Origin of the sequence: Actinoplanes oblitus (genome assembly GCF_030252345.1) — a bacterium.
GTDB lineage: Bacteria > Actinomycetota > Actinomycetes > Mycobacteriales > Micromonosporaceae > Actinoplanes > Actinoplanes oblitus.
Window position 1 is genome coordinate 6,271,076 of record NZ_CP126980.1, and the last position, 10,923, is coordinate 6,281,998.

Annotated in this window: 9 protein-coding genes and 1 pseudogene; 5 read left to right on the top strand and 5 right to left on the bottom strand. The window is 72.8% G+C overall.

The annotated features are described in order from the left end of the window. Positions 1-180 precede the first annotated feature (180 nt). The 5 genes and pseudogenes from Actob_RS28280 to Actob_RS28300 all read right to left on the bottom strand — a co-directional run bounded on the left by Actob_RS28280 (position 181) and on the right by Actob_RS28300 (position 5,244). On the bottom strand, positions 181-1,365 hold the full coding sequence (locus Actob_RS28280) for an ABC transporter permease (protein WP_284914878.1): 1,185 nt from the start codon (positions 1,363-1,365) through the stop codon (positions 181-183). Continuing rightward, positions 1,365-2,036, bottom strand: a pseudogene (locus Actob_RS28285) (ABC transporter ATP-binding protein); the annotation flags it as partial. The pseudogene Actob_RS28285 and the gene Actob_RS28280, both read right to left, overlap by 1 nt. A gap of 20 nt (positions 2,037-2,056) precedes the next feature. Further along, complete coding sequence (locus tag Actob_RS28290; RefSeq protein ID WP_284914880.1) at positions 2,057-3,364, bottom strand: efflux RND transporter periplasmic adaptor subunit; 1,308 nt, start codon at positions 3,362-3,364, stop codon at positions 2,057-2,059. Between the two features lie 117 nt (positions 3,365-3,481). Then, positions 3,482-4,246: a L,D-transpeptidase family protein gene (locus Actob_RS28295; protein WP_284914881.1), complete on the bottom strand. Its 765-nt coding sequence runs from the start codon at positions 4,244-4,246 to the stop codon at positions 3,482-3,484. A 128-nt stretch (positions 4,247-4,374) separates the two neighbouring features. Next, positions 4,375-5,244 (bottom strand): CAP domain-containing protein, encoded by an 870-nt coding sequence (locus Actob_RS28300; RefSeq protein WP_284914882.1) that lies wholly within the window; start codon positions 5,242-5,244, stop codon positions 4,375-4,377. A gap of 301 nt (positions 5,245-5,545) precedes the next feature. Between Actob_RS28300 and Actob_RS28305 the strand changes: the two genes are divergently transcribed. The 5 genes from Actob_RS28305 to Actob_RS28325 all read left to right on the top strand — a co-directional run bounded on the left by Actob_RS28305 (position 5,546) and on the right by Actob_RS28325 (position 10,922). Further along, positions 5,546-6,868 (top strand): acyltransferase family protein, encoded by a 1,323-nt coding sequence (locus Actob_RS28305; RefSeq protein ID WP_284914883.1) that lies wholly within the window; start codon positions 5,546-5,548, stop codon positions 6,866-6,868. A gap of 169 nt (positions 6,869-7,037) precedes the next feature. Then, positions 7,038-7,535 (top strand): chemotaxis protein CheW, encoded by a 498-nt coding sequence (locus tag Actob_RS28310; protein ID WP_284914884.1) that lies wholly within the window; start codon positions 7,038-7,040, stop codon positions 7,533-7,535. Then, positions 7,532-8,932, top strand: coding sequence for a CheR family methyltransferase (locus tag Actob_RS28315; protein WP_284914885.1), 1,401 nt, complete (start codon positions 7,532-7,534; stop codon positions 8,930-8,932). The genes Actob_RS28310 and Actob_RS28315 overlap by 4 nt, the downstream gene beginning before the upstream one ends. Continuing rightward, a complete protein-coding gene (locus Actob_RS28320) occupies positions 8,929-9,459 on the top strand; it encodes a chemotaxis protein CheW (RefSeq protein ID WP_284914886.1) in 531 nt (176 codons plus the stop codon). The genes Actob_RS28315 and Actob_RS28320 overlap by 4 nt, the downstream gene beginning before the upstream one ends. Continuing rightward, entirely contained in the window at positions 9,459-10,922 is a 1,464-nt protein-coding gene (locus tag Actob_RS28325) for a methyl-accepting chemotaxis protein (RefSeq protein WP_284914887.1), read from the top strand. Before Actob_RS28320 ends, Actob_RS28325 begins: the two co-directional genes overlap by 1 nt. Position 10,923: the final 1 nt, after the last annotated feature.

Below are 10,923 nucleotides of genomic sequence, written 5' to 3' on the forward strand. Positions count from 1 at the left end.
CCAGCGCCGCGGGCGGGGCCGGGCGAGCAGGCCGAGGACCAGCGCCGCGACGGTCAGCCGCAGGAGGGTGACGCCGGCCGCGCCGAGGTCGTCGAAGAGCATCCGGGCGGTCGCGCTGCCGATCTGGACCGAGCCGATGCCGGCCAGGACGAGCAGCGGCGCGGGAACCCGTTTCATCTGTCACTCCGTTCGCAGGGCCACCACCGGGTCCAGCCGGCCGGCCCGCTGTGCTGGCACTACGCCGAAGATGATGCCGACCGCCGCGGACACCCCGAACGCCAGGGTCATCGACCACCAGGTGAGCGCGGCCGGCACCGGGCTGAGTCCGTCGACCAGCAGCGCGCCGGCGGCGCCGAGCGCCATGCCCAGCACGCCCCCGGTGGTGGTCAGCAGCACCGCTTCGAGCAGGAACTGGACGCCGATGTCGCGGGGCCGGGCGCCGACCGCCTTGCGCAGGCCGATCTCCTTGGTGCGTTCGCGCACCGAGACCAGCATGATGTTGGAGACGCCGACGCCGCCGACCAGCAGGCTGATCCCGGCGATCGCGGCGAGCACCCCGGTGAGCACGCCGAGGATGTCGCCGAGCACGCCGAGGATCTGTTCCTGGGTGACGGCGCTGAAGTCGGTGTCCGGGTGCCGCTGGGTCAGCGTCGCGACGACGTCCTTGCCTAGCTGGTCGATGCGGTCGCGGTCCGGGGCCCGGATGGCGAGGCCGTCGATCCGGTCGGTGCCGAGCAGCCGCTGCGCGGCGGTGACCGGTACGTGCACCTCGTTGTCCCGGTCGACGCCGAGGCTCTGGCCGAGCCGCTCGAAGACCCCGATGACCCGGAACCGGACGCCCCCGATGGTCAGCTGCCGGCCGATCGGGTCCCGGTCGGCGAACAGGGTGCGGGCCACGCCGGCGCCGAGCACCACGACGCGGCGGCCGGTGCTGACGTCGGTGCGGGTCAGGTAGCCGCCGCGGGACAGGTGCCTGACGAAGACCGTCGGCGTGGTCTCGAGGACGCCCTGCATGCTGGCGAAACCGGACCGGGAGCCGGCCCGGACGGTCTCGCCGGAGGCGATGGTGACGGCGACCCGGGAGCGATCCCCGACGACCCGGCTGACCGCGTCGGCGTCGTCCAGGGTGAGCGGGGAACTGGTCGGGGCGGCGCCGGCAGCCAGCCGGCCGGGCACCACGATCAGCAGGTTCGAGCCGAGCCCCTCGACCTGGTTCTCGATCTGCTGTTTCGTGCCGGTGCCGATCGCCACCAGCGCGACCACGGCGGCCACCCCGATCACCACGCCGAGCATGGTGAGCAGGCTGCGCAGGCGGTTGGCCCGCAGCGCGTCCAGGGCGACCCGCCACGCCTCGGCGACTCTCATGCCTCGATCAGCCCGTCCCGCATCCGGATCTGCCGGTGGGCCCGCTGCGCCACGTCCCGGTCGTGGGTGACCAGGACGACGGCGACCCCGTCGGCGTTGAGCGACTCCAGCAGGGTGAGGATGGATTCCCCGGTGGCGGAGTCGAGGTTGCCGGTGGGTTCGTCGGCCAGCAGCAGCGAAGGCCCGGTGACCAGCGCCCGCGCGATCGCCACCCGCTGCTGCTCGCCGCCGGAGAGCTGGTTGGGCCGGTGCCCGATCCGGTGGGCCAGCCCGACCCGCTCCAGCATCGCGGCCGCCCGGGCCCGGCGTTCGCGGCGCCCCACGCCGCGATAGACCAGCGGCAACCCGACGTTGTCCTGCGCTGTGGTCCGGGCCAGCAGGTGGAACGACTGGAAGACGAACCCGATGGTGGTGTTGCGCAGCTCGGCCAGGTCGTTCGGGGACAGCGCGCCGACGTCCCGGCCACCGATCAGCAGCGAGCCGCTGGTCGGCCGGTCCAGACCGCCGAGCAGGTGCATCAGTGTCGACTTGCCGGAACCGGACGTGCCGACGATGGCCAGGTAGTCGCCGGGCTCGACGGTGAGCGAGACGCCGCGCAGCGCCGGGACGGAGACGCCGTCCAGCTGGTAGGTGCGGGTCACGTCGGTGGCGACGACGGCCGGGGTGCTCATCGATGCGCTCGCCAGCTCGCTCACCGGGCCCGGTCGCCGGGTTCCACCTGGTCGGCGCCGGCGACCACGATCTGCTGGCCGGCGTCCACCCCGGCGACCACCTGGACGGTCTCCTCGCCCTGCACGCCGAGGCGCACCGGCACCGGCTGGTAGCGCCCGTCGCGGACCGCCCAGACGGTGTCCCTCCCGTCGGTGCTGACCACCGCGGAGGCCGGTACGGTGACCGCGTCCTCGACCTGGCGGACCTTGAGCCGGACGATGGCGCTCATCCCCGGCCGCGGGCTGGGTGCCGCGCCGCCGCTGTCGGCGAACTTCCCGCCGCCCAGGTCGAGCCGCACCCGGTAGGACACCCCGCCGCGCGCCGAGGTGGTGGGCAGCAGGTCGACCGAGCGGACCGTGGCCTGGTAGGTGGCGCCGGTCGCGGCGTCCAGCTCGACGTCGGCCCGCACGCCCGGCTTGACCAGCAGGACGTCGGTCTCGTCGACCTCGGCGGCCAGTCCGAGCCGGCCCATGTCGATCACGGTGAGCAGCGGGGTGCCGGCGGCCACGTAGGAGCCCTCGGTGATCGCCGAGTCGACGCCCTCGGCCGGCGTGGTGGCATTCGTCCCGCCGGTCCCCAGCAGGGACGACAGATCCGGGCCGGCCGGCGACGCGGCCCCGCCGAACTGGACCACGCCCGAGACGGGAGCACGCAGGGTGAGCGCGTCCACGGCGGCGTCCGCCAGGGCGTACGCCTGCTGTGCCTGCATCCGTTGCGCGGCGGACAGTGAGCTGACCGCCTCGCCGAGCGACGCGACCCCCCGCTGCACCGCGCGGACCGCGGCGGCGGCCGCGTCGGAGGCCGCGGCATACTGCTCCCGCGCGGTGCCGACCTGCTCGATCAGGGCTTTCCGCAGGGTCGGGTCGGCGATCTTCGCGGCCGCCGCCCGGGCCTGGCGGAACGCTTTCTCGGCGCGCCGGTCGGTGCTCTCGCGCACCTCGGTGAAGTCACCGGACGGCACGCCGCCGCCGGACGGCGACCGGTCGAGGGCGTCCTTCGCGGCATCCCGGCGGCGCTCCAGCTCGGGCGAGGTGATGACGGCCAGGACGGCACCCTTCCGCACCCGGTCGCCCGGCTCGACGAGCACGTCGGAGACGGTGCCGGCGGCGGGAGCGCTGAGCGTGGCGGCGGTGCGGGCGGTGACCGAGCCGGGCGCCTCGACGATCTCGTCGACGGTGCCGACAGTGGCGGTGCCGAGGCGGACTGAGGTGGGGTCGGAGTCGCAGGAGGCGGCGGTCAGTAGCAGGAGCACCAGGGAGCCGCCGGCGATCATCGCGGTGCGGGACACAGAGGCCACTCTATGTCGGATCACGCCCGGACGAGAGGCCGGGAAAGCGGAGCGAGGGGCCGGGGAAAGCCGAACGGGCCGCCCCGGAGAGGGACGGCCCGCGCTCGGCGGGAGTGATCAGGTACCCGGGCGACGCCCGAAGACCTTCACCGTCGAGCCGATCTTGCCGATGCCGTAGTACTTCTTGGCATCCTGCTGGAGCAGGTTGACGCAACCGTGCGAACCACGCCACTTGTCGTGGATGTACGTGGTGGTCTGGTGGAACCCGCGCCCGCCGATGAAGCGCTGCCAGTACGGCAGCCACACCTCGTACGGATCGGACCATTCCCGCTTCGTCCGCTTGTTGATCGAGAAGGTGCCGGCCGGCGTCCGGTACCCCTTCATGCCGGTACGGGTGATGGTCGGCTTGACGTAGACCTTCCCGTTCTTCATCACCCACGTCGTCTGATGGGTCAGGTCGACGCAGAAGGTGATGCCCTTCCGCTTGGGCTGGCAGGCCGCCGTCCTCGTCGCCGCCAGTCGTTTGGCGACGTCGTAGGTGGTCGGGCCGGCCAGGCCCTTGGCCGGCGAGATGCCGAACCGGTTCTGGAACTTGATGATCGCGGCACAGTCCGCGGCGGACTGCTTGCCGTCGACCGTCACCGTGCCGTAGCCACCCAGCTGCTTGAGGTAGCCCTCGACCTGCTTCTGGTACTTGCCGGTCGCGCACGATGCGGCCGCCGCCCTGGTGACCACCGTGGTCGCCACCGTGGCGGTGACCGGCGCGCTCCGCACGGCCGCGCCGGCGCCGGCCGGTGCCAGTGCGAACGCACCGAGTCCGCCGCCCACCACGGCGGCCAGCGCCGCTGTGGTGAGACGCGCGGTAACACGTATCACTGCCAAATCACATCCTCCCCAGGAGTGTCGTCCGCACATCGAAGCACAGCCGCCCCACCACGACGCTCAGGGGAAGGGACGGTGACACAAAACCGGGATGCCGATCGGCATCCCGGTCCCGGGGAAGAGGTTTTCTACTTGGGGGTGGCGAAGTCCTGCACCCAGTACGGGGTGTCGTCGCGATCCAGCGCCAGGCCGACGCCCATCTGGTCGAGCTTGCAGTCGAGGATGTTCTCCCGGTGCTCCGGGCTGTTCATCCAGCCGTCCATCGCCTCCCACGGGCTGTCCTGGCCGCGAGCGATGTTCTCGCCGTACCACCGCCAGGAGTAGCCGGCCTCGCTGACCCGCTCGCCGGCCCGGTCGCCGTTCGGCGACGCGTGCTCGAAGTAGTCGCGGCGGGCCATGTCGGCCGCGTGCCGGTTGGCCGCGTCGATCAGCCGGCGGTCGATGGTGACCGGCCGGCAGCCGGCGCGCTCGCGGTACCGGTTGACCAGGGCCAGGATCTGCTGCTGGACCGGCGCGACCGGGCTGGACGAGATGCTCTGCGCGGTGACCGCGGTGCGGGAGGCGGCGATCGGGTCGGCCGCCGCGGCGAAACCGTAGTTCTTGCGCGGGGTCTCCGCCTTGATCCGGGCCGGCGCCCGCTTCGGTTCCTCCGCCGGCCCCGCCGACGGCTCGTCCGCCGGTTCCTCGGACGGCTCCGCCGGCTCGCCCGACGGCGCCTCCGCCGGCCGCTGGGCGCGGTGGGCGGACCCGCCGCCGGGCGCCTCCGGGAGAGTGCTGCCGGGCGTCACATCCGGAATCCTCGGCACGTCGACCACATCGGAGTCCGGCTCCTCCTCCACGTACTCATCGCCCGCGCCGTCGAACAACGGCTCACCGAACACATTGAAGCCAGAGAAATCGTCATCCGGCGGCTCCTGCGCCAACGCGCGTGTCGTGACCGCTCCACCGGCGACGAGAGCCGCGGCAGCCACGCCGAGCACAACCAGAGGCTTACGCATAACTGAAGTCGATCCCATTCCTCAGCGCGCCCCGCCTTTCCGGGGCGCTCCCGGAGTTGACCAACGTCACAGACGCGAGGCGGTCACTTCGCCGCCGGACCCGCCTCCGGTCACCGCTGTTTCGACAACCATTTATCCGTACGGCATGAGCTGCGTAAAGTCCGATCAGGGCAGAGCACACGCGTCGCACAATCGCACTGGATTCCGGCACACTTCCCGCTATCGGGGTAATCCGCAAAGGCGTTCTTGCCGTCCACCCGGCTGGTCCCGGAATCGCATCGACCGCCGCTACGGTTCCCCGGTGCGAAACCGATACCTGGACCTGCTTCGTGCCGCCGCGATCGTCCGGGTGATCGTCTACCACCTCTTCGGATGGTCCTGGCTGTCCATCGTGATGCCCGCCATGGGCGTCATGTTCGCGCTGGCCGGATCGCTGACCGCGGCGTCGCTGGAGAAGCGGCCGGCGAATCGGGTCGTCACGTCCCGGCTGCGCCGGCTGCTCCCGCCGCTGTGGCTGCTCGGGCTCATCGCCGTCCCGGTGATGATCGCCCTGGGCTGGGCGCAGGAGGAGGACGGCGAACACCCCTTCACGCCGTGGAAGCTCGCCTTCTGGATACTGCCGCTCGGCGACCCGCCCGGCAGCGACCTCGGCATCGACTCCTGGGAGCCGCTCTGGTACATCCGGGCGTACGTCTGGTTCATCCTGCTCTCCCCGCTGCTCTGGGTCGTCTGGAAGAGGCTGGGCCCGGCCTGCTGGCTGCTGGTGTTCGCGCCGATCGCCGCGATCGTGGTGCTCGACAAGACCGGCTTCGCGCTGCCGGAGACCGCCGACGCGGTGATGTGGGACTTCGTCACCTACGGCGCCTGCTGGATCATGGGTTTCGCACACCGGGACGGGCGGCTGGCCCGGCTGCACCCGACGAGCGTGCTGCTCCTCGCCGCGATGCTCGGCGGGGCGGCACTGTACTGGCAGAACGGGCACCAGGGTGAGGACGCCTGGGACCTGAACGACGTCTCCGAGTCGCAGTCGCTCTACTCCCTGGCCTTCGTGCTGCTGACGCTGCGCTGGCAGCCGGGCATGGCGTGGCTGGCCCGGGTCCGGCCGCTGGACCGGGCGGTGACGCTGCTGAACAACCGGGCGGTCACCGTCTACCTGTGGCACAACCTGGCGATCGCGGCGATCTGGCCGCTCCTGACCTTCCTCGCCCTCGACGACCTCGGGCACCTGGAGAAGCCGGTGACACTGGGCATGACGTTCCTGCTGACCGGGGTCGCGGTGCTGCTGTTCGGCTGGGTCGAGGACCTGGCCGCCCAGCGCCGGCCGCGGCTGTGGCCGGACGCCGTCCCCGCTCGCGCGGTGAGCACCGCCACGCCCGATCCGGTGGCCGTGCCGATGGAACCGACCGGGCCGGTGCCGGCCGGCTGGCCCGAGGTGGGCCGGGACGGCATGCCGCGGGCCGGGTGGAGTGACGCGGGCCGCGACGGGCAGCCGTTCGCCGGGCGGCCACCGGCCGGGGTGAGCCGGCACAGCGCGCCGCCGGCCGACGGACGCAAGGCCCGCCGGGCGGCCAAGAAGCGCGACGAGAACAACCTGATCCCCACCTGGTGGGCGCCCGAGGAGTGACGAGCCGCCGGCTCCGGTGCGCGCGGTGGGCGGCTGCCCACCGGGGCCGGCCCCATCGCCGTACCGAAAATGATCGGCCCTGGGCGAGCCGGGCCGGTGCCCGGCAAGTCGGCCGGTCAAAGCGAGCAAAGCTCGCGAAGGCGGATCTTCTCCTCGGTAGCCTGAGGCCGTGGGGCAGCAGACACAGGCGCTGGCTCCGGCGCTCGACGCCGGGGTGATGGCGCTGGTCTTCCGCGCCGGACCGCTCTACTGCGCGCTGACCCTCAACGAGGTCCTGGAGACCATGCGGCCGCTGCCGACCCGGCCGCTGGCCGGCACCCCGCCCTACGTGCTGGGCCTGACGATCCTGCGCGGCGAACCCGCCCCGGTGATCGACGTGACCCGGCTGCTGACAGGGACCACGTCCGAGATTGATAGGTACGTGGCGGTGCGGGCCGGGCGCGGTCCGGTGGCCTGCGCGACGGGGCCGGTGCTCGGCGTGCGGACCGTCGAGGCGACCGCGCCGGACGGACCGAACACGCTGTTCACCGGGGCGTCCCGATCGCTGGTGGCGGCCGTCGGGACGATCGGCACCGAGCCGCTGCTGGTGCTGCGCGCCATCCGGACCGTGCCGGACGAGGTCTGGGAGCTGGCGGGCCGGGACGGCGGGACGGGAGGGACGCCGTGAGGCATGTCGTGCGGGAGGACCCGCCGCTGGTGCGGTTCCGCGGGATTCTCGAGCAGCGGCTGGGCTGGGTCACCGCGGACACCGAGGCGGTGCCGGTCCTGCCGGTGCTGGCCGAGCGGGCCGCGGCCCGGCGGATGTCCGAGAACGAGTACCTGAATCGGCTGTCGGTGCGGGACTGGCCGGAGGAGACCACGGTGCTGGCCGAGCGGCTCAGCATCACCGAGACCTATTTCTTCCGGCACGCCGACCAGTTCCGGGCGCTCGCCGAGCGGGTGCTGCCGGAGCGCGTCACGGCCCGGGCCGGGCAGCGGGCGCTGCGACTGCTGTCGGTCGGGTGCTCGTCGGGCGAGGAGGCGTACTCGCTGGCCATCGTGGCGCGCCGGGCGTGCCCGGCGCCGGACTGGATCGTGTCGGTGCTGGGCATCGACGCTAACCCGGAGATGCTGCGCCGGGCCGGGCAGGCGGTGTACTCCGACTGGGCGCTGCGGGAGACGCCCGCCGACATCCGGCGGCGCTGGTTCCGCCCGGCCGAGGACGGCTACCGGGTGCTGCCGGAGATCACCGCGACGGTGCGGTTCGCCGAGCACAACGTGGCCGACCCGGCCGAGCCGCGGATCTGGCAGCCCGGCCGGTACGACGTGATCTTCTGCCGCAACCTGCTGATGTACCTGACCAAGGCCACCGTCGCCGGCCTGCTCCGGCGGATCACCGGGGCCCTGGCGCCGGGCGGCGCGCTCTTCCTCGGGCACACCGACTCGCTGGGCAGCGATCCGGACGGCTTCACCGTGCAGCACTTCGGCGACACGGTCTACTACCGGCGCGACGAGCCGGCACCCCCGCCGCGCCCGGAACTGCGGCCGGTCATCCGGCACGACCCGCCGCGCCAGCCGGAGGACGTCCACCCGCGGGCCCTGGAGCTGCTGCGGGACGAGCAGTTCACCGAGGCGCTCGACCTGATCAGCACCGCGCTCCCCCAGCGGCGGCCCCGCGACCTGCTGCTCTACGGCGTGCTGCTGGCGCAGCGCGGCCGGCTGGCCCAGGCCGAGGAGACCGCGCGCACTCTGATCGACTCCGGGGTGCCGGACGCTGACGCGCACCACCTGCTCGGCGTCTGCCACGAGGTGGACGAGCCGGACCGGGCGGCCGGGCAGTACCGGCTGGCCGCCTACCTGGATCCCGGGTTCGCCATGCCCCGGCTGCGGCTGGGGCTGCTGGCCCGGCGGCGCGGGGACGGGCGGGACGCGGCCGCCGAGCTGGGCGCGGCGCTGGAGCTGCTGCCCCGGGAGAGCGAGGAGCGGATCACGCTGTTCGGCGGCGGGTTCGGGCGGCTGACGCTCAGCTCGCTGTGCCGTACCGAGCTGGACGCGGCGACGGCGGCCGGCGGGACGCGGCGATGACCGATCGGATGCTGTCCCGGGTCGAGCGGCTGCGGGCCGACTTCGACCACTCGTTCTCGGTGCCGGCCCGGACCCTCGACGACGAGGCGGTGGAGCTGCTCGCGGTGGGGGCGGGTGGGCGGGCGTACGCGTTGCGCCTGTCCCAGACCTCCGGCCTGTACCCGGACCGGCCGGTCACCCCGCTGCCCACCACGGTGCCGGCGCTGCGCGGGCTGGCCGGTTTCGCCGGTGTCGTGGTACCGGTCTACGACCTGGCCGCGCTGCTCGGGCACGCCATCGCCGAGGAGCCCCGCTGGCTGGTGCTGGCCACCGGCACACCGCCGCTGGCGCTCGCGTTCCACCAGCTCGACCACCACGTCCGGGTGCCGGTCGCCGACGTCGTGGACGGCTCCGGGACGACGTCCCGCAGCTGCCTGCGCGGCATGGTCCGGCTGCCGGACGGCGACCGGCCGATCGTCGACGTGCCGGCCACCCGCGCCCTGGCCCATCGGATGGCCGGGCATGAACACCCGGAGGTGTCCCCTTGATGGCTGGACGCACATATGGCCGGAAACTCGGCATCGGCGTCGGGATCACCAGCGCCCTGACCCTGATGTCGGTGGTCGTCGCCGCGCTGTGCCTGCTGTTCGTGATGCACGCCAAGGACCGGGTGATCTCGGCGGCCACCCACGAGCTGACCGGGGCGCAGAACCTCAACCGGCTGATGGAGAAGCGGCTCGCCGACTATCGGGGCTACCTGCTCTATGCCTCCCAGGAGTTCTCCGAAGCCACCGCGCAGGACCGGGTCGACTTCCTCAGCCAGCTGAGTGACCTGCAGTCGGGCGCCGGCGCGACGGTCAAGGGCATGCTCGCCCAGGTGGCCGACACCGAGGACAAGCACGCCGCGGCGATCGACACGGTGATGGACCAGCGGTCCCGGTCCGCCGACCCGGTGGCCGCCGCCAAGCTCAACAGCGACCGGGTGGTGCCGCTGCGCAACCAGGTGCAGTCGCAGCTCTCCGACCTGATCGACCGGGTCCGGGCCGACGTGGAGGCCGACCGCCGGCACTCGTCGCGGCAGGCCACCATCGCGATCGTGCTGATCCTGGTGCTGGGCGTGCTCACCACCGGCAGCGCGGTGCTGGTGGCCTGGCGGCTGAGCCGGGACCTGCGCCGCGAGGTGGGCGCCGCGGTGGGGCACATCCAGAGCTCGTCGGCGCAGCTGGAGGCGGCGGCCGCGCAGCAGGTGAACGGCGGCCGGGACCAGGCCAGCGCGATGAGCGAGATCACCACCACGATCAACGAGCTGCTGATCACCTCGCGGCAGATCGCGGACAGCGCCCAGCGGGTCTCGAAGATCGCCGAGGAGACCGAGTCGGCGGCCCGCAACGGCGACGCCACCATCGGCCAGACCCGGGCGTCGATCACCGCGATCCGCACCCAGGTCGACCAGATCGTCCAGCACATGCTGGCGCTGGGCGAGAAGTCGCAGCAGATCGGGGGGGTCGTGGACCTGGTCTCCGAGCTGGCCGAACAGACCAACATCCTGGCCATCAACGCCACCATCGAGGCGAGCGGGGCCGGTGAGTGGGGCCGCCGGTTCGCCGTGGTGGCCGAGGAGATCCGCAAGCTCGCCGACCGGACCGCGGCGTCGGCCAAGGAGATCCGGGCGCTGATCGACGACGTCCGGGGCGCGGTGAACACCACGGTGATGGCCACCGAGATCGGCGCCAAGGCGGTGGACGCCGGAGCCCGCCAGTTCGACGACGCGACGAGCGCGTTCCGGGAGATCGCCCAGCTGGTGGCCACCACCAACGACGCCACCCGGGAGATCGAGCTCTCCACCAAGCAGCAGACCACCGCCGTCGAGCAGGTGAACGTGGCCGCCTCGGACACCGCCCGGGTGTCCCGGGAGACCGAGGCCAGCGCGGTGCAGACCAAGCAGACCGCCACCCACCTGAGCACCCTCTCCAGCGACCTGCTGGAACTGGTCGGGACCCGGAGCCACTGAG

What these genes read in the sequence shown, in the direction of transcription:
- Actob_RS28325 (WP_284914887.1), top strand. Translation starts at nt 9,459, where the DNA reads ATGGCTGGACGCACATATGGCCGGAAACTCGGCATCGGCGTCGGGATC.
- Actob_RS28280 (WP_284914878.1), bottom strand. Translation starts at nt 1,365, where the DNA reads ATGAGAGTCGCCGAGGCGTGGCGGGTCGCCCTGGACGCGCTGCGGGCC.
- Actob_RS28300 (WP_284914882.1), bottom strand. Translation starts at nt 5,244, where the DNA reads ATGCGTAAGCCTCTGGTTGTGCTCGGCGTGGCTGCCGCGGCTCTCGTC.
- Actob_RS28320 (WP_284914886.1), top strand. Translation starts at nt 8,929, where the DNA reads ATGACCGATCGGATGCTGTCCCGGGTCGAGCGGCTGCGGGCCGACTTC.